Source organism: Bradyrhizobium sp. 153 (genome assembly GCF_023073835.1).
GTDB lineage: Bacteria > Pseudomonadota > Alphaproteobacteria > Rhizobiales > Xanthobacteraceae > Bradyrhizobium.
Genome location: NZ_JADPKH010000023.1, coordinates 18,321 through 41,382, shown reverse-complemented (window position 1 = coordinate 41,382; position 23,062 = coordinate 18,321). Strand labels below are relative to the sequence as shown.

The window sequence follows — 23,062 nt, the reverse complement described above, 5'->3', positions numbered from 1 at the left end:
GCGGGGCTATTTTCCCGCCGCTCTTTTTTGCGTCCGGAGGCGGGCAGGGGCGTTCACCCGCTATTAACCCTATCGCTTAAACCGGCGTTAACCATACTTTAAAGGACACCTCCTAAAACTGGACAGAAGCCCGCTTTCGAGACCGCGCGGCCGATTCGTACCCGGTTCAAGAGGAAGACTCGCCAATGTCCAACATCGTTCTCTCGGCGTCAGTTCGCCAGAACCTGTTGTCGCTGCAGTCGACGGCCGACCTGCTGTCCACGACGCAGCAGCGCCTTTCGACCGGGAAAAAGGTCAACACCGCGCTCGACAACCCGACCAACTTCTTCACGGCACAGGGGTTGGACAATAGGGCGAGCGATATCAGCAATCTCCTCGACGGCATCAACAACGGTGTGCAGGTGTTGCAGGCCGCCAACACCGGCATCACCTCGCTGCAGAAGCTGATCGACAGCGCCAAGTCGATCGCCAACCAGGCGCTCCAGACCACGGTCGGCTACTCGACCAAGTCGAACATCTCGACCACGATCCCTGGCGCGACGCCGGCTGATCTGCGCGGCACCACGAGCTATACATACGCAACGGCAACCGGCAATGTGGTCACCAACGGTACCGCTGGCGGTACGACACCGGCGACCACCACGACCACGCTCGGCGGCATCTCGCAGTCGCTGGTCGGCTCGGCTGCTCCTGATGGTGCCGGCACCGCGGCCAGCCTGGCTGCGGGTCTGACGCTGCTCGGCACGCCCAGCGCGAGCACTATCGCGACGAACGGTGCTCCGTCGGATGGTGATGTGCTCGTCGTGGACGGCAAGACCATCACATTCAGGGCCGGCGCTGCGCCCGCGGTGGCCAACGTTCCTGCCGGCTCCGGCAAGAACAACAACGTCGTCACGGACGGCAATGGCAACTCGACTGTCTATCTCGGAACAAACGCCGCTCCGGCCGCAACCGTCCAGGACGTGATGGATGCGATCGACCTTGCAAGTGGCGTGCAAAAGGCTGCCATCACGGGCGGCACCGCGACGCTGTCGAGCTCGTCCGGCGCCAACGCCTCCATCACCTCTGGTGTTCTCACCCTCACCACTGGTACCGGCGCCGACCTCAGCATCACCGGCAAGGCCGACTTCCTCAAGGCGCTCGGTCTGACAACCGCGACCGGGTCCGGCAATGTCAATGTGACCAAGGCGCGCCTGACGACTTCGGCGACGCTCGGCACTCTCGTTCAGGACGGCTCCACGCTCAATGTGGATGGCAAGACGGTCACGTTCAAGAATGCGGCCGCTCCTGCTGCCGCGCCGACAGGCTCCACCAAGATCGGCAACATCGTGACGGACAACAACGGCAACTCCGTCGTGTATCTCCAGGGCGGAAACGTTCAGGATTCGTTGAACGCGATCGATCTGGCTTCGGGGGCCGGCATCGTCAGCAGCGGCGCCGTGGTTGCGGCGAGCGGTTCGTCGCTGTCCTCGGTCGTGAATGGCGCTCTCAAGCTCAGCACCGGCACCACGGCGGATCTGTCGATCACTGGAACCGGCAACGCGCTGTCCTCGTTCGGTCTGACCGGTCCCACCGGCACCGGCACGGCCTTCACCGCGGGACGCGCGCCGGGAGTAGGCAGCATCTCGGGCAAGACCCTGACATTTACCTCCTTCAACGGCGGCACGGCGGTCAACGTCACCTTCGGCGACGGCACCAACGGCACCGTCAAGACACTCGATCAGCTGAACTCGCAGCTTCAGGCGAATCACCTCACGGCGACAATCGACGCCAACGGCGTGCTCACGATCACCACCGTGAACGAATACGCGTCTTCGACGCTCGGCTCGGTGGCGGCCGGCGGCGTCGTCGGTGGTACGATCACCGGTACGGTTGCCTTTACGACGGCCCAGCCGCCGATCCAGGATCCGGTCGCGCAGACGGCGCGCTCGAACCTGGTCAACCAGTTCAACAACATCCTGGCCCAGATCGACACGACGTCGCAGGACGCCTCCTTCAACGGCGTCAACCTGCTCAACGGCGACACGCTGAAGCTGATCTTCAATGAGACCGGCAGCTCGACGCTCGGCATCAATGGCGTGGTGTTCAACGCGGCGGGCCTCGGCCTGTCCAATCTCGTCAACGGCGTCGATTTCATCGACAACGGCGCCACCAACAGGGTGCTCGCGAGCCTCAATGCGGCCTCGAGCACGTTACGCTCGGAAGGCTCTGCTCTCGGCTCCAACCTCTCGATCGTGCAGGTGCGTCAGGACTTCTCCAAGAACCTGATCAACGTGCTCCAGACCGGCTCGTCGAACCTGACGCTCGCCGATACCAACGAGGAAGCGGCCAACAGCCAGGCGCTGTCGACCCGGCAGTCGATCGCAGTCTCCGCGCTATCGCTGGCCAACCAGTCCCAGCAGAGCGTGCTCCAGCTGCTCCGCTAATTTCACGATGCAAGATACTGAATTGAACATCACGGCGGGGCTCACGCTCCGCCGTTTTTATGGAGATCGCTAAGGCAGGATTAGCCGAGATTGATGCGCGTCGTGCGAGGCGTGTTTACAGCATGCGTGCGCGCATCTAGCCTTGCGGTGACGAAGGACTCCGCGACCGTAATAATCCGGAGTCCTTCCACTCGTCACGTAAGCAAAATCTTAAGCGGTGCTGCCTAGGGTCGGGAAAGAAATCCTTAAGCGCGTTCAACGCGCTAGGTAACCTCCAGGGTGTGATTGATGTCGAATTCCGCTGCCTCGGCCTACGCGCGTGTTGCAACGACCACTGCATCTCCTCGCGACATCGAGGCTCAAACCCTGCTCAAGGCCGCGAACAAGCTTCAGGATGCGGTGAACAACGCCGATCCGCTCAGCGAGCAGACCATGCAGGCCCTGATGTTCAACCGCAAGCTCTGGACCATCTTCTTGAGCGAGGCGATGCGCGACAACAATCCGCAACCGATCGACGTCCGGCAGAAGATCGCCAACATCAGCGTCTTCGTGCTGAGCCAGACCGCCGCGCTGCAGATGAGCCCGCAGTTCGATCACTTCCGTCCGCTGATCGAGATCAACCGCAATATCGCAGCTGGTCTGTCCGGAAGGCCGTGACAGCAAGCCGTCTGCGTCATGGTCGAGCATTCTGTCGAGTGCGGGCCAAGGTCACGCCGACAGATGCGGCAAGCCAGACCTATTTCGATATTGCCGTTACGCCGCTCGACGCTTGATCGTCAGGCGCTGCGGTCGGTGCTGAGCGGGCGCGAGGGTTCGGACTTCAGATCCAGCGCATGGAAATAGGCCCGCCGGCGCAGCATCGCTTCGTCGGGGAACTGGTTGACCACCGCATCGGTCTTGTCGTTGACGACCTGGAAGACGAAGGATGCGGCCGCCTGGTCGAACACGACCTGGCGCGAGACGTTCTCGTGGTTTGGCGGATCATTGCGCACGGGCGCGCCCGTATCGCTGGCGGCGACCGTCTGCCGCACCGGAAGATCAGTTTGCACAGCCTCGTTCGCCGCCGCGTTGGACGTCGGTACGATCTGCACGGGGGCCGGGATCCCCACCGGCCGGATGCTGAAATCTGTACTCATTGGCAGCCTCCTGGTTGCCTAGTATTGAGTCAAATCCCAACCCCTCTCATTGCGCAAGCATGGAACACCAGGACTGAAGACCGGGTAAGCAAACGTGCCTAACCGCGCGACGACATCGCCGCGCGGTTTTTCGTAAAATTGTCTCTTGTTCTTGCGGGCGCTCAGAGCGAGCGGCTGACCGCGAGCGGCGTGATGTGGCGCGGGCCAGGGGCCGCGCGACGACCCGCAGCCGTATAGGTGTTCGGCACGTTGCGCTTCTGGATCTCGGCATTGACGCCGCGCACAACGCTCTCGGACACCGCGTGTGCGGTGGCGAGCACGGTGAGGTTGACCTGAAGCATGGCGCGGAACGCATCGTGGTGGCGATGCAACGTCGAGAGCAACTCGGGCGCGGATTTGGCGAGCTGGGCCTGGTTCGCTTTCAGCTGGCTGACGGCGCCAACATAGTTGCGCGACAACTCTTGCTTCTTGCCCTCGAGCGTCATCGCCTCGCGGACGTTGCCGGCGCGGACGAGCTCGGTCTCGCGCTCGATCAGTCCGAGCAGGGCGCTCATAGCATCCATCAGGTTCTCGCCGATCTTACGTGCCTCGGCGCTGCCATGCACAGGGTTTGGGCGCTGCGCTTGCATCGGCTGACGTGAGGCGTGGGAATGGTTCATCTCGGTTGACCTTATGCCGTGCGGATCGTTTTCGCCTGCTGCATGATCAGGGTGCGGTAGACTTCGGTGGCAACACCGACGCCGCCGGCACTGGCGAAGTTCTTCGAATATTGCTCCGTCAGCATCGAGCGCCACACCCCGGTTCCAGGCGTGTCGCCGAATGGGCCTTCGCCCTTCAGGCCGGAGGTCATTTGCGAGAACATGCTGTTGAGGAACATCGCCTCGAAATCGGTGGCGGTCTTCTGCGCCTTGGCCTGCTGTTGCGGCGAGACCTTTTGCAAGGCACTCGCGAGCTCGAAATCCGGCCGGCCGTTGCGGCTCTCGACCGAGAAGGCCGAAGCGTTGGCGACGCGCGGGGTGTTGATTGCGCCGGTCTGCATCACATCACCTCGATGTCGGCTTCGATCGCGCCGGCGGCCTTGATCGCCTGGAGGATGCTGATCATGTCGCGGGGACCGATGCCGAGGCCATTGAGGCCGTCGACGAGTTGCTGGAGCGATACGCCGTCCTTGACGACGGCCAGTTTCTTCCCGTCCTCGGTGACGGTGACGCTGCTGCGCGGCGCAACCACGGTCCGCCCGCGCGACAACGGGTTGGGTTGGCTCACCTGGGGACTCTCGGAGATCGTCACGGTGAGGTTGCCCTGCGCCACCGCAACCGTGGCGACGCGGACGTCGCGGCCCATCACGATGATCCCGCTGCGCTCGTCGATGACGATCTTGGCGGCGAGATCGGGATCGACCTGGAGCTGCTCGATCTCGGTGAGAAAGGCGACGACGTTGCCCTTGAACTCCGGTGGTATCGACAGCTGCACCGTCGAGGGGTCGATCGGCTCGGCGGTCTTGACGCCGAGATAGTCGTTGACGGCGGCCGCGATGCGTTTGGCGGTGGTGAAGTCGGCGTTGCGCAGCGCCAAGCGGACGTTCGGCAGGCGATTGAGCGCGAACTCGATCTCGCGCTCGATGATGGCGCCGTTGGCAATGCGCCCGACGGTCGGCACGCCGCGCACGATTTTCGCCGCTTCGCCCTCGGCCTGGAAGCCGGAGATCGCGAGCGAGCCCTGCGCGACCGCATAGACGTTGCCGTCGGCGCCGAGCAGGGGGGTGACGAGCAGGGTGCCGCCCTGGAGGTTCTTGGCGTCGCCGAGCGCGGAGACAGTGACGTCCATGCGCGTGCCCTGGGTGGCGAACGCCGGCAAATTGCCCGTCACCATCACAGCGGCGACGTTGCCGGTGCGGATGGTGGCGCCGCGGATGTTGACGCCCATGCGCTCGAGCATCGCCTGCAGCGATTGCTTGGTGAAGGGGATGTTATTGAGCGTGTCGCCGGTGCCGTTGAGGCCGACGACGAGGCCGTAGCCGATGAGCTGGTTCTGCCGCACGCCCTCGATATTGGCGAGGTCCTTGATGCGCGATGTCGCGCTTGCAGGCGTGACCGAGAGCGCCAGCGCCGACAGCGCGGCACAGGCCACCCCAACAATCCTCACCCAACGAACGCCTGGCATCCTCTGCTCCCCAAAGGTCCCCCCCAAAAAGGGCTCCTCAAATCAAAGGACCGTCTGCGACACTCCCATGACGAGCTGGTCCGGCGCTTTCCTTGCGAGCGCCGTGCCAAGCGAGGGCAGCAGGGTAGATGGCTGAATAGGTTGAGTAAATCTGTTCCGACCGGTGTCAGCCGGCGTTCGCCCTGAGGAGCGAAACTGCCGCCTGTCGGCAGATTTTGCCGAGCCGTTTACGCGCCGTTAACCATAAAACGGCGAAGGTGAGGCATCGACCACCCGGATTGCTGCGATGCGCATCTACGGACCGAACGGCACCACGCTTGGAACGACGGCCAGCCAGGCCCGGCGGACGGGTTCCGGCACCTTTGTCCTGCCCGACACCTCGTCGGCGCAGGAGACGCGGAGCGCTGCCGCGCCGAAAGCCGCCGGGAACATCGATGCGTTGCTCGCACTGCAAGGCGTCGAAGAAGATCCGGTCGCGCGCCGCAAGCGCTCGGTCGCCCGCGGCAAGACTGCGCTCGACGTGCTTGACGATCTCAAGATGGGGCTCCTCTCCGGCAATCTCGACGCCTCGACCGTGATGCGGCTGCGCGACGCGGCGGCGAACCTGAAGTCGTCGTCGGGCGATCCCGGACTTGATTCCGTGCTCTCGGAGATCGAGCTGCGCGTGGAGGTCGAACTGGCGAAGGCCGGCCGGGCGTAAGACAGGCAGGCTGTCATCGCCCGCGTAGGCGGGCGATCCAGTATTCCAGAGACAGACGTTGTTGATTCAAGAAGCCGCGGCGGACTGGATGGCCCGGTCCCGTCTCCGCCAACGCTACGCCGGGGCCACAAGAGTACTCGGCCCGCCGGAGCTTAGCGAAGGCGGCAAGCCGGGGCATGACAGCGGAGGTTGGGGTGCAGAGCGCGCTCCTGCGAGAGCGCCTACGCCGCTTCCTCCTTCTGTTGTGCGTCGTAGCGGCGCTGGGCAGCGAGCACGTCCTTCAAATTCTGCTCGGCCCAATCGCGCAGGGGATCGACCGCCGCCGCCAGCGTCAGCCCGAGCTGCGTGATCGAATATTCCACCGTGACAGGCACCGTCGCGATGGCGCGGCGCCTGATCAGGCCGTCGCGTTCGAGCGATTTGAGAACCTGACTCAGCATCTTCTGTGAAATGCCTTCGATCGTGCGGCGCAACTGATTGAAACGCATCGGCTGCTCGCGCAGCAGCAAGAGGATCAGCACCGCCCATTTGTCGCCGACGCGATCGAGGATCTGGCGCGTCGGACAGTTCGCTGCATAGACGTCTGGCTTCATCGTCGAGTCCTCGGATTCCATCCTAGTGCTTTGCGAATATGCTCGCCGGTTACTCCAGCGTTATCAGGTAAGCACGAAGTGCTCTCTTAACACCAGCATTCTTTGCGATATCAAGTTACTACTAGGTACTAAAGAAGCAAAGGAGCCTTCCATGAAAATCGCAGTTGCCGGCGCCTCGGGCCGGGCCGGGTCGGAAATCACCAGAGAATTGTCTCGTCGCGGCCATAGCGTCACCGCCATTGCTCGCAACCCCGAAAAGATCGCCGACCTGCCGAACGTCACGCCCACCAGGGGCGACGTGCGCGATCAGGCCGGCCTTGCCAAGCTGTGGGATGGGCACGACGTCGCCGTGAGTTCCGTGCACTTCCTGGCCAGCGACCCGCTCCGGCTGATCGGCGCTGCGAAGGACTCCAAGGTTGGCCGCTACCTCGTTGTCGGTGGCGCCGGCAGCCTGGAAGTGGCGCCGGGCGTGAAACTGGTGACGACTCCCAACTTTCCCGCCCAGTACAAGGCGGAGGCGGAAAAGGGCGGGGCCTTCCTGGACCTGTTGCGGCAGGAAAAGGACCTGAACTGGACCTTCATCTCGCCGTCGGCGCTGTTCGTCGAGGGCGAGCGGACGGGCAAGTTCCGGCTCGGGAGCGACCAGCTTCTCGCAGATGCGAACGGAAAGAGCTGGATCACCTTCGCCGACTACGCCATTGCGCTCGCCGACGAGATCGAGCGGCCGGCCCATCCGAGGCAGCGTTTCACGGTCGGCTACTGAGCTGTCAGCCGCCCCCGGGCCTTTGCGGATAAACCTTCCTGTGCAAGGGCTTGGGGGCGGCGACCGAGGCGGCAGGGAAATATTGTCTGTCACAGGAGGCCGCTATATAACGCCCCGCTCGACGGACCCCGTTCCGTTTGCGAGTCGTTGCTTAGACAGATAGGCCGCCCTTTGGAAAAGTTGAAAAACTACCGTCCGACCGACAAAGAGCCTTTCATGAACGACCGGCAGAAGGAGTACTTTCGTCTGAAGCTCCTCGCCTGGAAGGATGAGATCCTCAAAGAGTCCAAGCTCACCCTGCAAGCCCTGCAGGAGGAGAACGTGAACCACCCCGATCTCGCCGATCGGGCTTCGTCTGAAACCGACCGTGCCATCGAACTTCGCGCCCGCGACCGCCAGCGCAAGTTGATCGCGAAGATCGACGCCGCGCTTCAGCGCATCGAGGACAACACCTACGGCTATTGCGAGGAAACCGGCGAGCCGATCTCGTTGAAGCGGCTCGAGGCCCGGCCCATCGCGACGCTCTCGGTGGAGGCGCAGGAGCGCCACGAGAAGCGCGAGAAGGTCTATCGCGACGAATAGAGCCCGAGCCGCAGAGTTGCGGCTCTTTGTTTTTGGAGGCAGGGCGTCGCTTGAACGCCGCTGGTTTGGCGCGTAGATCGCGCCGCTATGATGATTCGCACTCTCAATATCGCTTGGGCTGATCCCGCTTCCAGCCGGAAGCGCTGATCGACCGCGCAGGCTGCCGCCTGGCCTGACTCCAGTGAACCGAAATGAGCCGGCCAGGCTCCGCATGACGCGGGCCCAAGGATGGCTGGCGATAGCTTGAGAGACAATAATCATGAGCGATCGAGATGACGCGCTTGCCCTTGAGCCTGCGCAAATCCAGGAATTCATTGAACAGGGCTTTGTCCGGATCGACAACGCCTTTCCCCGCGCACTCGCCGAGCAAGCACGAGCCATCCTGTGGCGCGATCTACCGTGCAGCGAACACGATCCGTCGACCTGGACGCGCCCTGTGATCCGGCTGTCCGGCTATGGCGGTCCGCCATTTCGAGAGATCGCCAACATGCCGGTGCTGCATCGCGCGTTCGACCAGCTGGTCGGCGCCGGCCGTTGGCGGGCGCGCAAGGATATCGGCGGCACCTTTGCGGTGCGCTTCCCACATCCGGACGATCCCGGCGATGCTGGCTGGCACATCGACCTCAGCTTTCCCGGCGAGGACTGCGACCCCAACGAGCGGCACGACTATTCGGCGTGGCGAGCCAATATTGTCTCGCGCGGCCGCGCGCTGCTGATGTTGTTCCTGTTCTCCGATGTTGGCGAGCACGACGCGCCGACGCGGATCAGGAGCGGCTCGCACATGCCGATGGCGCGCTATCTCGCGCCGGCGGGAGAGGCGGGTCGTGCGCGGATGGTGCTGGATGACATGGGGGCCGATTGCGAGATCGCCCTTGCGACGGGCGAGGCGGGCACGGTCTATCTGTGCCATCCTTTCCTGGTGCACGCTGCGCAAAAGCACCGCGGACGGACACCACGCTTCATGGCACAGCCCGACCTTCCTCCGGCCGAGCCCTATCGGCTGGACCGTGTAGACCATGACTACTCGCCGGTCGAAATTGCGATCCGGATCGCGCTCGGCTACGCCTGAGGCGAGCAGCTTCGCTTGGCCTGTCGTGGTGCTGGTTCAGGCACCACGACAAGGCGCCCGTCTCATGATCGCGAAATATGAATCGATGAGGTAGCGTCGATTCCTGCAAGCTCACATGAGTTCACATGAGAAACAACATTCACTTCAGCTGCGGGGAGGGTTTTGCGAGTCGCATCAACGAGATCGACCAGCAACTTGATGCGCCGCCGCAGCGGCTTCACGCATCGCTGCAATCCGAGCCTCGGTGCTGCGTGGGGCGAGTGGGCCTGGCGCGCGGCTCCATAAGGCCCGAACCAACTCAATATTTTCTTAAGCGGCGGGAGCCCCCGTAATCGGCTCGGCCCAGCGCCGAGCAGCGCTTGTCAGGCGCGGACGGGAATGCTGAACTGAGCCGCAATGTTGCGTAGCGTGGGAGGCGGCGCCGATGGACAGGATTCTCGAAGCCGCAAAGGCGATCGCGCAGGCGCGCCGCAACCATGCGCCGCTCGCGGCGCTGAAGCGCCCCCCCACGGACGAAGCCGAGGGTTATCAGGTCCAGCGCGCGCTGCACGATCTCCTGCTGCCTCATGTCGGGCCGCTCGTCGGCTACAAAATCGGTTGCACCAGCCAGGTGATGCAGGATTACATCGGTATCCCGCACCCTTGCGGCGGCGGCGTGTTCCAGAACGGCGTCCATGACAGCGGCGCCAAGCTCGCCGCGTCCAACTATGTCCGCGTCGGCGTCGAATGCGAGATCGCGGTGCGGCTGAAGCGCGACCTTGCCGCCGGCGAGGCGCCGTTCACGGCCGAATGGGTCGGCGAGGCCGTCGACGCCTACCATCCCGCGATCGAGATCGTCGACGATCGCTACGTGAAGTGGGAGACGATGGGGGCGCCGACGCTGATCGCCGACGATTTCTTCGCCGCGGGCTGCGTGCTGGGGCCCCTGGTTCCGCGCTCGTCGGTGCCGGATCTGAACGCGGTGAAGGGGGGGGCCATCGTCAACGGCGAGGAGGTGAGCCAAGGCACCGGCGCCGACGTGCTCGGTCATCCCCACAACGCACTCGCCTGGCTCGCCAACCATCTCGCCGCCGAAGGCAAGAGCCTGCATGCGGGACAGCTCGTGCTCACCGGCAGCCTGGTGAAGACGCTCTGGCTGAAGGCCGGCGACAAGGTGCGCATGGAGCTGGACGGATTGGGGACGGTGGAGGCGGAGTTTACGTGAGGGGGCTACGGCATTCTATGCTGTCATTCCGCGCGAAGGCGGCGAATCCAGTAAGCCGCTCCGCATCGATTTAGCAACGGGCGCCTTGGAGTACTGGATCGTTCGTCCGCCTTCGCGGACGATGACAGGGGGGGAGAGTAGATAGCGCCCGGCAAGCTCGTCATTGCGACGGTGTTTGAGGCAGCGACGTCGTTTCTATGGCGCGACCTGACTCACAGCCCGCTAGCATCCACCTCCAAAATACATGCGGCCTCCGGCAGGGGAGCTACCGGAGGCCGCGTCGTACATCGTCGTTCGCGCCTAGGTTCGCGAACACGATGTGGGAGCTCTTAAAGAAGCTTAGAAGGGCAGCAGCACGTCCATGACCTGCTGGCCATAGCGCGGCTGTTGCACGTCCATGATCTGGCCGCGGCCGCCATAGGCGATGCGGGCCTGTGCGATCTTGCTGGAATCGATGGTGTTGTCGCTCTGGATGTCTTCGGGGCGAACGATGCCGGCGACCACGAGCTCGCGGATCTCGTAGTTGACGCGGATTTCCTGCTTGCCCTCGACCACGAGGTTGCCGTTCGGCAGCACTTGCGTGACCACCGCGGCGACGTTGGTCTGCAACGCTTCCTGGCGGTTGACCGAGCCCTTGCCGTCGGCCGAGGATGTCGAGTCAGTGGTGAGAAGACGTCCGGGGAGAACCTTGAGCGGCTGCGTGACTGTCTGGCTGCCGATGAAGTCCGTAATTCCAGAGTCTTCTTTGCTGGTGCGGCTGCGCTGGGTCTCGTTGGAGAGGTTGGCCTTGTCGGTGATGTTCACGGTCACCGTCAGGAGGTCGCCGACCTGGCGGGCGCGCTGGTCCTTGAAGAAAGCGCGGCTGCCGTTGCGCCACAGCGAGTTTGGATTGTAGGAGGCGACTTCCGGCTTCGGCATCGGCATCTGCACCGGCTTGTAGCCGGGCTGCGTCGTCGGATTGTCGATCGCCGACAATTTCGGTTGCTCGCCGATCTGCGACAGGCGGTCGATCGAGGAGCAGCCGGTTGCGAGGGCGCAAGTCGCCAGCAGCAGGGCAGAGATCGCGATGCGACGAAGGTGGAAAGCCGAACTGAACGGAGACATGAACTTACTCTGACTTGGCTGGAGCTTGCGAGACGCGAACTTGCGCGATCTGGGCTTGTGCGATCTGGGCCGGAGACACAGGGGCTTGGACCAGACTTTGGGCGAGGGCTGCGGCCGCCGGCACGTCGTCACGCTTGATCGACGAGGTCTGCTCGATCGCGGGCGTCATCGGTGCGGACTGGCTGGCGCCCTGGACGGTGACCTGGCCGCGGCCGGTGACGGTTCCGGTCAGCGTACGCTTGGATTGCAAATTGAGCACGCTGACGGTGTCCCCCTCGGCGCCGCTCTCGATCGCCTTGCCGCGCGTGGTGAGGTGGAGGCCGGGCACCTGGTAGATGATGGTCACGGTCTGATCGCGCACCACGAAGTCGGGCTTGACGATGTCGGCGACGCGGATCGGCATGCCGGCGCGCATCGGCCGGCGCAGCTGCATCCCGACGGTGCGATCGCGCGAGGCGGGCTCGCCGGTGACCTCGGCCTTCGGCCGGCGCTCCAGCGCGACGTCCGAAGATTTCAGGAGCTCGGTGCGGTCGATGTCGCGCGTCAGCACGGCCACTTCCACCGTCTCGATCGCGGTGCCGGTGAAGCGCAGCTTGGTCGGCGTCGGATTGTTGTCGTTGTTGATCTCGAAGGCGACGTCGAAACGGCCGCTGCGGGCGTCATAGCGGGTTGCAACCGGCTGGAGCGCGCCGGTGTTGGAGGCATCCAACCGCATGTCGGAGATGCCGCGGTCGAACGTGACGGTGATGTTGGCGGCTTCCCCGAGGCCGAAGCGGCGCTCGAGCGCGGAGGCGACTGCGGTTTCGAGGTCCTTGCTGGCGAGCGTGCGGGCGAGCCGGGTGACCTGGACCTCTTTGATGTCGCCGGTCATGATGCCGATCACCTGTTTTGCGCGGAGCACCGACAACACCTGCGCGACCGGCAGTGCGCCGGTGGTGCCGAGATCGGGCGAGCGGTAGACGGGGATCAGCGCGGCAGATCCTGCGTTGTCGATGAGATCGCCGACCCGCACCACGTCCGAGGTCACGGTGACGCTCGCGCGCAGCGTCGGCGCTGCGATGAAATCGTCGGCCGCCGCTGCCGGCAGTGCCAGCGCGAGCAGAGCGAAGATCGTGGCGAGGGTGGTCCGGATCATGGTCATCACCTCAGCGGAACAGCGCCGTCGTCGATTGCATCATCTGGTCGGCGGCGCTGATCACCTTGGCGTTCATTTCGTAGGCGCGCTGGGCCGCGATCAGGTCGCTCATTTCCGAGACGACGTCGACATTGGCCTGCTCGAGGCTGCCTTGCGTGATATTGCCGTAACCTTCGGCCGTCGCGGTGCCGTCCTGCGGCGGGCCGGAGGAGGGTGTCTCGGTGAACTGATTGCTGCCGACGGGCTGGAGGCCGGCCTTATTGATAAAGCGAGTTAGGCCGATCTGGCCGAGGATGGTCGAGGTCGACGAGCCCGGCAGGGTCACCGAGACCTGGCCCTGGACGTTGACGGTCAGGCCCGAGGCGTTGTTCGGGATCGTGATCGTCGGCTGCACCGGGTTGCCCTGTGCGGTGACAATGCGGCCCTGATTGTCCATCTGGAAGGTGCCGTCGCGGGTGTACTGGTAGGTGCCGTCGGGCATCAGGATCTTGAAGAAGCCGTCGCCCGAGACCGCGAGGTCGAGATCGTTACCGGTCTGCGACAGCGTGCCTTGCGTCATGCTGCGCGGCGTGCCGACGGTCTTGACGCCGCCGCCGATGTCGACGCCCACCGGCAGGATGGTGCCCTGGTCGGATGACTGCGCGCCGACGCGGCGGACGTGCTCGTAGATCAGGTCCTGAAACGCCGCGGTCTGCTTCTTGAAGCCGGTGGTGCGGAGGTTCGCGATGTTGTTGGAGATCACCTGAACGTTGAGTTCCTGTGCCGCCATTCCGGTCGCTGCGGTGTGAAGCGCCTGCATGTCAGTTCTCCTTCAATCAGGCCGGAACGTCGGCGAGCTTTTCGATCGCCGATTTGTGGAGGTCGCTCTGCTGCTGGAGCAGGCTGGCGATGGCGGTGTAGCTGCGCATGACTTCGACCATGCGGCTCATCTCGCCGACCGCATTGACGTTCGACTTCTCGACGTAGCCCTGGCGCACGCTGGATTTGGTGTCGGCCTGCTGGACGGCGGAGCCGATGTCATAGAGGTTGGCGCCGAGCTTGGTCAGCTTGGCCGGATCGTCGAACGAGGCCATGCGGATCTTGCCGCGGATGGAGTCGGTCTTCGCCGTGCCCTCGAGCACGGTGACGGTGCCGTCGGGTGCAACGTTGATGTCGTGGTCGGTCGGCTGGAAGGTGATCGGGCCGGCGGTGCTCAGCACGAGGTTGCCGTCGGAGGTGACGAGCTGGCCGGTGCTGTTGAGCGAGAACTTGCCGTCGCGGGTGTAACGCTCGCCGCCATTGGCCTGCACCGCGAAATAGGCGTTGCCGTCGATCGCAATGTCGAGCGGGTTGTTGGTCGGCTCCATCGGCCCCTGGCCGACGTCGCGAAAGGTGCCGCGGTCCTGCACATAGGAGACCCGGCGGTCGGAGCCGAGGAAATTGTCCTCACGCGCGTTCGAGTTGAGGTACTCCTCGAACAGCGAATGGTCGGCCTTGAAGCCGTTGGTATTGGCATTGGCGACATTGTTGGCGATGACATCCATCTGCCGTTCCAACGTCATCTGCCGTGACAAGCCGATCAGAAGCGCGTTCTGCATCGGAATTCTCCCCTGAGTGAGATCTGCCACCTCGCTCTCCCAAGCGCCTTGGCGGACCCCGTGAACGAGACCGTCTGGTTCTCCCAAACCGTCGGGTCTCGGCCCTTTCTCAGCGAAAGCCGTGCCAACTCTAAAAGTCGTGTAATTTAAAGCACTTGATGAAATTTGAGGGGTGCGGGAGGGCGGCAGAAAGGTTCTGTTAGCCATGTTTGCCCGGCAGATTTTTCCTAGCGGAGGCCCAATCGAAAGGTTCCGTTAACCATTATTACCGTAGCGTTTGCCATGAAGAGGAGCGCATCGCGCTGGGGCATTTGTATCGCGTCACTGTCTGAGGCTTCGCTCTTTCGACCCCTTTGAGAGATCCGGGCGCGGCGATCATGGCAGAGAATGAAGCGGAAGGCGGCGCAGCCGCTGACGGCGCGGAAGCCGCTCCGCCGAAGAACAAGCTCAAGCTTATCATCATGGCCGTCGGCCTGCTCGCCGTCCTCGGCGGCGGTGCTGCGACGTGGTTCTTCTTCTTCCGTCATGGCGACGACGAGCACCATGCCGAGGCGGCGCCGCCGCCGAAGCCGCCGGCTTTCGTCGACGTTCCCGACATGATGGTCAACCTCGCCGGCGCGCCCGGCGAGCGCGTGCAATATCTGCGGTTGAAGATCGTGCTGGAGCTGAAGGAAGAAAAGCAGATCGAGGCGATCAAGCCGACGATGCCGCGCGTCACCGACATCTTCCAGACCTATGTGCGCGAACTTCGCCCCTCCGACCTCAACGGCTCCGCCGGCATCTTCCGCCTCAAGGAGGAACTGACCAAGCGCGTCAACGCGGCGGTCGCCCCGATCCAGGTCAGCGCGGTGCTGTTCAAGGAAGTCGTGGTGCAGTGAGGGGAATGAGCTAGCGCCATGGCCGGCACCGAGCAGATGGACCAGGATGCGATTGCCGCCCAATGGGAGGCCTCGCTCGATTCGGAGGATCCGGCGGAGGCCGCCAAGGCTGCCGCCGAGAACGAACTTTCCGAGACCATGGCCCTGCAATGGGCGGCGATGGTCGAGGACGGCAGCCGCGATCTCGGCAGCGGCAAGAATTCCGGCGAGCGGGTGCTGTCGCAGGAGGAGATCGACAATCTCCTCGGCTTCACCGTCGGCGATGTCACGCTCGACGACCACTCCGGCATTCGTGCGATCATCGATTCGGCGATGGTCTCCTACGAGCGTCTGCCGATGCTCGAAATCGTCTTCGACCGTTTGGTGCGGCTGTTGACGACGAGCTTGCGCAATTTCACCTCCGACAACGTCGAAGTCTCGCTCGATCGCATCACCTCGGTGCGCTTCGGCGACTACATGAACTCGATCCCGCTGCCGGCCGTGCTCTCGGTGTTCAAGGCCGAGGAGTGGGAAAACTTCGGCATGGCGACGGTCGATTCCAACCTGATCTACTCGATGATCGACGTGCTGCTCGGCGGCCGCCGCGGCACCAGCCAGCTCCGCATCGAGGGGCGGCCCTATACCACGATCGAGACCGAGCTGGTCAAGCGGCTGGTCGAGGTGGTGCTGGCCGATGCCGAGCAGGCGTTCCGGCCGCTCTCCCCAGTGACCTTCACGATCGACCGGCTCGAGACCAATCCGCGATTCGCCGCGATCAGCCGTCCCGCCAACGCCGCGATCCTGGTGCGCCTGCGCATCGACATGGAAGACCGCGGCGGCAACATCGAGCTGTTGCTGCCTTACGCGACCATTGAACCGATCCGGGGCGTCCTGCTCCAGATGTTCATGGGCGAAAAGTTCGGCCGCGACCCGGTCTGGGAGGGGCATTTCGCAACCGAGATCGTGCAGGCCGAGATCGCCGTCGACGCCGTGCTCTACGAGGCCGACATTCCGCTCAAGCAGCTGATGCGGCTCAAGGTCGGCGACACGCTGCCGCTCGAGATGCGCGCGGATGCCAACGTGTCGGTGCGCTGCGGCAGCGTCACCCTGACCGAAGGACGGATGGGCCGGGTCGGCGACCGGGTCGCGATCCGGGTGACGAAACCCCTGCGCAAGCCAAGTACGACACTTGCGATGTTCGAGAAGGTTGACGAGCAGAACAAGATGATAGAGGCCCCATGAACCACTCCCTGGGAATGGCGATCGAGTCGCTGGTGGCTATCCTGCTGATGCTGACGATCGTCTATTGTGTCATGCTCAACAAGCGGCTGACGCGGCTGAAGGCGGACGAGCATTCGCTGAAGGCGGTAATCGGCGAGCTGATCACCGCGACTGAAATCGCCGAGCGCGCGATCGGCGGACTGAAGCTCGCCGTGCGCGACGTTAACGAGAACCTCGGCAGCCAGCTCGCGGCAGCGACGCAAATGTCTGACCAGCTCCACAAGCAGCTCGGCGAGGCCGACAACGTGGTGCGGCGCCTGTCCAAGATCGCGACCGCCGCGCGTCCCGTCACCAATCCGGAAACGGTTGCCGTCCCCGCGGCCAAGCCTACGACGGCGAAGGCGGTCGCGGCGGCGGCTGAAGCTTTCTCCGAGCGCCGGCGATCCAACGGCCTTGCCGCATGAAGTCAGGGGTATGAAGTCCTTTCGTAACATCCGCGTCATCCCCGTCGTTCTGGTGGCCGTCGCAGGTCTCGCCACGCTGAAGGTCGCGGGCCTCGCGATCAATGGCGGCTATGTGTTCGACTACAATCCGAACCAAGCCAAGAAATCCTGGGCGCAGGAGAATCTGAACTTCCCAACCGGTCGCGAGGATCCTGACATCACCGGATCGACTCATGGCGCGCCCAAGGAGGCGCCGAAGCCGGCTGCTCCCGAAAGCAAGCCCGAAGGCACCGTGATCAAGATGGACGAGGCCCAGCCGCAGGTCTCGGCCGCCGAGCGCGCGATCCTCGAGCGATTGCAGGCGCGCCGCCAGGAGATCGAGGCCCGCCAGCGCGAGATCGACATTCGCGAGAGCCTGCTGAAGTCGGCCGAGAAGCGCATCGAGAACAAGGTCGAGGAGATGAAGGCGGTGGAGACCCGCATCTCCGCAACCCAGGCCGAGCAGAAGGCGGCCGAAGCCCAGCGCATGAAGGGCCTCGTCACCATGTATGAGGGCATGAAGCCGAAGGATGCCGCGCGGGTGTTCGACCGGCTCGAGATGGGCGTGCTGATCGAGATCGCCTCGGCCATCGCGCCGCGCAAGATGTCGGACATCCTCGGACTGATGTCGCCCGAGGCGGCCGAGCGGCTCACCGTCGAGATGGCCCGGCGGGCCAATGGCGGCGGAGATCAGTCCGCCTCGGCCGGCGATCTGCCCAAGATCGACGGCAAGCCGACGCAAAAGCCGAATTGAGGGCGCGAGGCGAAGCGTGCTTTGGCAACCTGCGTTCGCGCGGTTGTCCGACTGCAGCCCAGCGAGACGCCCTTGCTTGGTTAGTTTGCAAGCGCCTGTTGCACCCTGCGAACAGGCGGGCGCAACTGCTTCTCAACGCGAGGAAGAGTATTGAGCTGCTGCTTGATCAGCGCGGCCTTCGTGACGCGAGTCACGAGCTGCAGCGTGCTATGACAACAGGAGCATTCATATACTTTCAGGGCATATCCTCTGGCAATCGGAACGATCGCTACGACCGCTCTTGCCCTGCTACACACAATGCAACCGGCTTCTCCGCTCATTGATTACCCCCAAAGCTAACCAATCGATTCGCATCGCCGAGATCACATCTGATTCAGAGTCGCGTGCGAAGCGCAACGCCTCCAAGGTTGTGAGTGCGCGCGCTCAGCAACTCATCAATGCAGCACATCAACCTCCCGTCGCGGGTGCAGCTGCCGCACGCGGCATCTTCTGAGACTGCGGTGAGTTGACGCGCGCGGGTGTGAAGCAGCGGACAGTGGCACTCGAGGGATCGTCGTAGGCTTGGGCCATTCGCAATCAGCAGCGCGGGAGGAGGAGGCCATGAACTACTCGTCCGCAGCAGAACGCGTAATTGAGGCCGTCAACCGGGTCCTCATAGCGGCGATGACGTCCGCCTGGATATCGGCGCTAAGCCATCAGCATGCAGCGCCGCCCGAAGGAGTCGACGGCAACGATGATGAATCTTCTCTCGATCAACAGAACTCCTCCGCGCCGGATGGCACCGGAAACAGCACTGAAGACGCAGTTGGGCGTCACACGATCAGATCGTGCAGCACGTGGCCGTGAGCTGTACCTGCCCGGTCAGTTGGATCAATATTTGGCGGGGACAGTTCAGGCATAGCCACCAGCTCGGATCCGTGGGCCCCTCCAGCGTGGTCGTGATGATCGGCCGGGTTAGAAAGATCATCGAGCTCTGCGTTGGGCAGTGACCGCCGGCCGTGTGAAGTGTCATCCTTGAATTCGAATGATTCGCCGAGCTGCTGGGGATCGGCAGGCGCTGACCCAGACGGTGCATGGTGCGGATCATGCTCCTCGTCGGCCGCTTTACTTGAGGGCGAATGATTGACGCCGCCAGCCGATTTCAGCAGGCTCGGGTTGGGCGTCGTGTCTGCGCCGTCATGGCCGGTGTGGCCGTGAGCAAGAGCGGCATTGTCAGCGTTTTCCGACCTCGCGGCGCCATGATTCCCGGCAACGCTCCCCAGCGCAAGCCCGGCGTGCTGTTCAGCGGGGTTGTGGGCCATGTCCAGTGCTGCAAGAGCAACATCAGGCATGTGGGCACTTCCGGCGAGCTCGCCATTCTTGCCAATGATAGTCTCCGTGTCGGCCACATCGATCTGATCGAAGATAAAAGTGACCTCCGTCGGTGCGGCCATGTGGTGCAAGATCGTAGACAGTCCGCTGGCTGAGGGAGCTAATGCGTCATTGCGGGGCGGTTCGGTCAGGTGCGTTTGCACGTCGTCTGAACTGGAGAGGCTGGAATATTCGGTCGGTCCGATCTGGTCCCAGCTCCAATTCAGGCTGTAGGTCGCCTCACTTGAGGGGATCGTGGAACTCCCATTGGCGGATAGCGTGCCGTCGCCGCTCCCGGAATCGGACGAGACCTCGGAAGTGGCTATCATCGTCGCGTCACTCTGCGCGGTTGCGCTGAGGTCGAGCGGTTCGCTGGCAGCCGCCATCACAGGTGCCGCAGCTGGCGCCAAGAGGAAGTCCGACGCGTCGATGGTTGCAATCCCCTGCAAATGGATTTCGAGCAGACCGGAATCGCCGATGTGCAGGGTCTGGTCCGTTGGATTGACGTACACGATGGTTTCATTCGCCGCGCTGTCATAGAGCCAGGCGATCGTATGTGCCGGCACGGCCGTGCTGGTTGAGCTCAAGGCCAAGATGACGAACCCAAGCGCGCCAAGAGCGGTCAAGTCGATCTTGTCGGACCCCGATGCGAAATCGGTGATGGTGTCGAACTGGCTTGCGTTGGAATCGGCTACGAACAAATAAGCGAAACGGTCGTTCCCATTGCTGCCGGTGAGTTGGTCCGCACCAAATCCACCAGTTATGGTGTCGCCGCCGTTGTTGCCGTTGATTGTATCGTTGCCCGAGCCCCCGTAGATGGCGTCATCCCCGTCGTTACCTTTGATCGTGTCATTGCCGGAGCCGCTATAGAGAACGTCCGCTTTGCCGGTGCCATTGACGGTATCATTGCCGGCCCCCGCGTAGATGATCTGACCTGTGTCGCCGCCGCCCGCGATGGTTTCGGGCCCCGGCGTCCCATACACGTTGGGTGGATCGGAGATCACGACAGATCCGGTGGCCAGATAATCAAAGTCATTCGGGTCTGCGTCACTGGCGCCATGGATGGCGACGGTCACCGCCTGCCTGGTACCGTCGATGGCAGTTACGGTGAAAGTGTCGGTCAACGGGTCGCCGACCTCGAGCGCCTGAACCACGCTGTTGTTGTTGTCGAGGGTGTAAGTCCATACGCCGGCCGCCGTCATGGTGAACGTGCCATATCCATCGTCGCTCGCAGCAGGCGAGGAGACTGCGGTGAACGTGTTCGGCGCGTTGTCGACGTCTGTATCGGTGAGCGTGCCGGTCGCGATCGGAATGCCGGGTGAGAAAGTTCCTGCCTCGGTCACTGAGCCGGTCGTGGTGCCGGAAATGATAGCCGCGTCGTTGCTGCCCTGAATAGTGATCGTCACCACCTGCGGCGTGCCGTCGAGGGTTGTGACAGAGAAACTGTCGGTGAGCGCGCCGCCGACATTGAGCGCCTGCACCGCGCCGTTGGCGTTGTCGAGCGTATAGGTCCACACGCCGGCGGCGGTTATCGTAAAGGTGCCATACCCATTCGTGCTTGCCTTGGGCGAACTCACAGCTGTGAAGGTATTGGACGTATTGTCGACGTCGATCGCAACGAGCGTGCCTGTTGCGCTCGGCGTGCCGGGTGTCGCGTTGGAAGCGCCTCCGGCCTCGGTCACCGAGCCGGCGGTGTTGCCGGAAATGACGGCAGCATCGTTGCTGCCGTGAATGGTGATCGTCACTACTTGGGCGGATCCGTCCAGCGTGGTCACGGTGAACGTGTCGGTCAGTGTCTGGCCGGCATTGAGCGCCTGCACCGCGCCGTTAGTGTTGTCGAGCGTGTAGGTCCACACGCCCGCTGCCGTCATGGTGAAGTTGCCGTAGCCGGCTGCGCTCGCTGTTGGCGAGCCGATTGCCGTGAAAGCATTTGCGGTCGTGTCGACATCGGTGTCGATGAGCGTGCCGGTCGCGGTGGGCGTGCCGGGATTTGCATTGGCGATGCCGCCAGCCTCGATCACTGCGCCGGTCGTCGTGCCGGAAATGACCGCCGCGTCACTGGCTCCGTGGATCGTGATCGTCACTACCTGGGCGGTGCCTCCGATCGTGGTCACCGTAAAGCTGTCGGTCAGCGTCTCGCCGGCATTGAGCGCTTGCACAGCGACGTTGGCGTTGTCCAAGGTGTAGACCCACACGCCGGCCGCCGTCATCGTGAAAGTGCCATAGCCGCCGGCGCTCGTCGTTGGCGAGCTCACGGCCGTGAACGTATTGGGCGGATCGTCGACGTCGGTATCGGAAAGGGTGCCGGTCGCAATCGGCGTGCCGGGCGTTCCATTCGCGATACCGCCAGCCTCGATGATCGAACCGGTCGTGGTGCCGGAGATCACTGCAGCGTCGTTGACACCGTTAATGGTGACCGTGAACGTCTGATTGACCGAGGTGAATCCATCAGAGACCGTGATAACGAAACCGTCAGTCGTGGGCGCCTTCAGCGCGTTGATCGCAGCGTCGTTAGGCACGAACGTATAGGCGCCGCTTGTGCTGTTGACGTAGAGTATCCCGTAGGGGCTTGTCTTCGACAGATCGTACGTCACCCCATCCAGGACCGTATGAGCGGCGTTCGCCCCGATGACACCGAAAGTCAGCTGGCCGCCGCCGTTGGTGCTACTGGCACTGAAAGTTCCTGTTGTCGCAGTGAATGTGTCAAACACCACCGTGTCGCGTTCAGCTGGCCCAGCCCCGGTGCTGAGCGTCGGCGGTAGACGTCCCACAGGCTCCAGAATGGCGAAGGGCAACACAATCGGCAAAGTCTGCAGCTCCGGCGTATCAGGCGGAACGAAGTTGATCGGCTGCAGCGGCTGGGATTTGACGAACGGAGGGGTGCTCGAGCCATGCGGCCCTTGCCCTTGTGTGAGATTGGCGAGCACATCCTGTTGCGCGGCGCGCAACTCGTCCATGCGAGCGGCGGTGTTCGCGACTTGATTGACGCTGATGGTGGATCCCACCTTCTTGAGGACGATCGTCTCGCCCGGATCCTCGACGATGATGTGGCGCGGGATCGGTTCCTTGGTCACGAGCTCAAATGCACCGTGCGCGAGGTCCTTGTAAGTGATGGAATCGTCATCCAAGAATGTGACATCTGGATCCGCGGCCTCGGCATTTTGCGCGGTCGAGAAAGTCAATGCCGCAAGCGTCAGCATCCCGAAGCCGCCCGCGTGGCTCCGGGCGCGAATGGCTGCGATGGGGGTATTCAGCTGGAATGACCCGGTTTCTACTAGCCGGCCTGGTACGAAACTGAAGCTCCCTCGGGTCACGTCGAACAAGGCTGCAGGTGACATGCCTTCGACGTCGAAGGCGAACTCGCTCAGCACTACGCGAGTGCCGCAGGCGATGTTGAAGAAAGTACCGTCGAGGAAGCCAATTGTGATCTGTCCGTCGGCATCGGTCTCCAGCACGTCGCCCCGGTAGACAAGCGCACCAGCTACCGCCTGTGTGGCGATGCCGGTCGCTCGCGTAAGCGTACCGCAACCGATCACTTTATGAATATGGCCGATGATTTCGACGGGCAGGGCCACGGCGGCCCCGTTACCAACCTCGATGCCGGATGCAACTAACATCGTTCGACCTCGCCTGGGTGATCGATTCAGGCTCGGCGTGCTGCCATGGTCTTCTCAGGGCGACCCTCGCCAAGGGACAGATATCCCAGGCGCTGGCAGCCGAGGCTCGCCCGCCGAAATAATCAAATCCGCTCTAGAGAGAGACGCATTCTCGGGGACGGCGATGCCGTACTGTCATTCCCGACATGCCCCTCCCGCCAAAGTGATTGCATTGACAAACGATTTAAATAGGTGGCGCTTTCGCAATATTGGATATAAATTAAGTCAATTAAACTAATTAAACAACAATTATATTTGTTGTGCTGCGTTCGCGGCTTCAATGCGCCGCC

General features: G+C 63.2%; 22 protein-coding genes. 12 read left to right on the top strand and 10 right to left on the bottom strand.

The features are described from left to right. The first annotated feature begins 185 nt into the window (after positions 1-185). Together IVA91_RS05825 and flaF are read left to right on the top strand one after the other, a co-directional pair. A complete protein-coding gene (locus IVA91_RS05825) occupies positions 186-2,426 on the top strand; it encodes a DUF1522 domain-containing protein (RefSeq protein ID WP_247449110.1) in 2,241 nt (746 codons plus the stop codon). 288 nt (positions 2,427-2,714) lie between these two features. Then, complete coding sequence (gene flaF / locus IVA91_RS05820; RefSeq protein ID WP_008554779.1) at positions 2,715-3,083, top strand: flagellar biosynthesis regulator FlaF; 369 nt, start codon at positions 2,715-2,717, stop codon at positions 3,081-3,083. A gap of 119 nt (positions 3,084-3,202) precedes the next feature. On the opposite strand, the gene IVA91_RS05815 is transcribed toward flaF, so the two are convergent. From IVA91_RS05815 to IVA91_RS05800, 4 genes are all read right to left on the bottom strand, one after another. Beyond that, the gene (locus IVA91_RS05815) at positions 3,203-3,562 is read right to left on the bottom strand and encodes a hypothetical protein (RefSeq protein ID WP_247334423.1); all 360 of its coding nucleotides are present in this window, start codon (positions 3,560-3,562) and stop codon (positions 3,203-3,205) included. Between the two features lie 161 nt (positions 3,563-3,723). Then, positions 3,724-4,221, bottom strand: a complete 498-nt coding sequence (locus tag IVA91_RS05810; RefSeq protein WP_247300105.1) for a hypothetical protein — start codon at positions 4,219-4,221, stop codon at positions 3,724-3,726. Between the two features lie 11 nt (positions 4,222-4,232). After that, positions 4,233-4,601, bottom strand: coding sequence for a flagellar assembly peptidoglycan hydrolase FlgJ (gene flgJ / locus IVA91_RS05805; protein WP_247421864.1), 369 nt, complete (start codon positions 4,599-4,601; stop codon positions 4,233-4,235). Then, entirely contained in the window at positions 4,601-5,725 is a 1,125-nt protein-coding gene (locus IVA91_RS05800; protein ID WP_247278668.1) for a flagellar basal body P-ring protein FlgI, read from the bottom strand. The genes flgJ and IVA91_RS05800 overlap by 1 nt, the downstream gene beginning before the upstream one ends. A 286-nt stretch (positions 5,726-6,011) precedes the next feature. On the opposite strand from IVA91_RS05800, the gene IVA91_RS05795 reads away from it, so the two are divergent. Further along, positions 6,012-6,425 carry a flagellar assembly protein FliX gene (locus tag IVA91_RS05795; protein WP_247421860.1) on the top strand — a complete coding sequence of 138 codons (414 nt, stop codon included), beginning with the start codon at positions 6,012-6,014 and terminating at the stop codon, positions 6,423-6,425. A 221-nt stretch (positions 6,426-6,646) separates the two neighbouring features. Here the strand turns inward: IVA91_RS05795 and IVA91_RS05790 are convergent, their stop codons facing one another. Beyond that, positions 6,647-7,018, bottom strand: a complete 372-nt coding sequence (locus IVA91_RS05790; protein ID WP_247421857.1) for a helix-turn-helix domain-containing protein — start codon at positions 7,016-7,018, stop codon at positions 6,647-6,649. 151 nt (positions 7,019-7,169) lie between these two features. On the opposite strand from IVA91_RS05790, the gene IVA91_RS05785 reads away from it, so the two are divergent. The 4 genes from IVA91_RS05785 (at position 7,170) to IVA91_RS05770 (ending at position 10,636) form a co-directional block, all read left to right on the top strand. Then, positions 7,170-7,781 (top strand): NAD(P)-dependent oxidoreductase, encoded by a 612-nt coding sequence (locus tag IVA91_RS05785; RefSeq protein ID WP_247458423.1) that lies wholly within the window; start codon positions 7,170-7,172, stop codon positions 7,779-7,781. Between the two features lie 216 nt (positions 7,782-7,997). Beyond that, positions 7,998-8,363 carry an RNA polymerase-binding protein DksA gene (gene dksA / locus IVA91_RS05780; RefSeq protein ID WP_085966600.1) on the top strand — a complete coding sequence of 122 codons (366 nt, stop codon included), beginning with the start codon at positions 7,998-8,000 and terminating at the stop codon, positions 8,361-8,363. A gap of 259 nt (positions 8,364-8,622) precedes the next feature. Beyond that, positions 8,623-9,432, top strand: coding sequence for a phytanoyl-CoA dioxygenase (locus IVA91_RS05775; protein WP_247449109.1), 810 nt, complete (start codon positions 8,623-8,625; stop codon positions 9,430-9,432). Between the two features lie 424 nt (positions 9,433-9,856). Continuing rightward, a complete protein-coding gene (locus IVA91_RS05770) occupies positions 9,857-10,636 on the top strand; it encodes a fumarylacetoacetate hydrolase family protein (RefSeq protein WP_247421849.1) in 780 nt (259 codons plus the stop codon). Between the two features lie 339 nt (positions 10,637-10,975). Here IVA91_RS05770 and flgH read toward each other — a convergent pair whose 3' ends face one another. The 4 genes from flgH to flgF are packed head-to-tail and all read right to left on the bottom strand — an operon-like array spanning position 10,976 to position 14,452. After that, positions 10,976-11,740, bottom strand: coding sequence for a flagellar basal body L-ring protein FlgH (gene flgH / locus IVA91_RS05765; RefSeq protein WP_247300082.1), 765 nt, complete (start codon positions 11,738-11,740; stop codon positions 10,976-10,978). Between the two features lie 4 nt (positions 11,741-11,744). After that, the gene (flgA, locus tag IVA91_RS05760; protein ID WP_247421847.1) at positions 11,745-12,875 is read right to left on the bottom strand and encodes a flagellar basal body P-ring formation chaperone FlgA; all 1,131 of its coding nucleotides are present in this window, start codon (positions 12,873-12,875) and stop codon (positions 11,745-11,747) included. 10 nt (positions 12,876-12,885) lie between these two features. Then, positions 12,886-13,674 (bottom strand): flagellar basal-body rod protein FlgG, encoded by a 789-nt coding sequence (gene flgG, locus IVA91_RS05755; RefSeq protein WP_247278072.1) that lies wholly within the window; start codon positions 13,672-13,674, stop codon positions 12,886-12,888. Between the two features lie 16 nt (positions 13,675-13,690). Beyond that, positions 13,691-14,452, bottom strand: coding sequence for a flagellar basal-body rod protein FlgF (gene flgF / locus IVA91_RS05750; protein WP_247458422.1), 762 nt, complete (start codon positions 14,450-14,452; stop codon positions 13,691-13,693). Between the two features lie 377 nt (positions 14,453-14,829). On the opposite strand from flgF, the gene fliL reads away from it, so the two are divergent. From fliL to IVA91_RS05725, 5 genes are all read left to right on the top strand, one after another. After that, on the top strand, positions 14,830-15,330 hold the full coding sequence (gene fliL, locus IVA91_RS05745; RefSeq protein WP_247278070.1) for a flagellar basal body-associated protein FliL: 501 nt from the start codon (positions 14,830-14,832) through the stop codon (positions 15,328-15,330). 18 nt (positions 15,331-15,348) lie between these two features. Beyond that, the gene (gene fliM / locus IVA91_RS05740; protein ID WP_247278069.1) at positions 15,349-16,551 is read left to right on the top strand and encodes a flagellar motor switch protein FliM; all 1,203 of its coding nucleotides are present in this window, start codon (positions 15,349-15,351) and stop codon (positions 16,549-16,551) included. Further along, positions 16,548-16,994: a DUF6468 domain-containing protein gene (locus tag IVA91_RS05735; RefSeq protein WP_247421842.1), complete on the top strand. Its 447-nt coding sequence runs from the start codon at positions 16,548-16,550 to the stop codon at positions 16,992-16,994. Before fliM ends, IVA91_RS05735 begins: the two co-directional genes overlap by 4 nt. Before the next feature lie 10 nt (positions 16,995-17,004). After that, positions 17,005-17,766, top strand: coding sequence for a flagellar protein FlbB (locus IVA91_RS05730; protein ID WP_247421840.1), 762 nt, complete (start codon positions 17,005-17,007; stop codon positions 17,764-17,766). Positions 17,767-18,366: 600 nt separating this feature from the next. Then, on the top strand, positions 18,367-18,612 hold the full coding sequence (locus IVA91_RS05725; protein ID WP_247421838.1) for a hypothetical protein: 246 nt from the start codon (positions 18,367-18,369) through the stop codon (positions 18,610-18,612). Here the strand turns inward: IVA91_RS05725 and IVA91_RS05720 are convergent. Then, on the bottom strand, positions 18,579-22,733 hold the full coding sequence (locus IVA91_RS05720; protein ID WP_247458421.1) for a VCBS domain-containing protein: 4,155 nt from the start codon (positions 22,731-22,733) through the stop codon (positions 18,579-18,581). The genes IVA91_RS05725 and IVA91_RS05720 overlap by 34 nt on opposite strands. Positions 22,734-23,062: the final 329 nt, after the last annotated feature.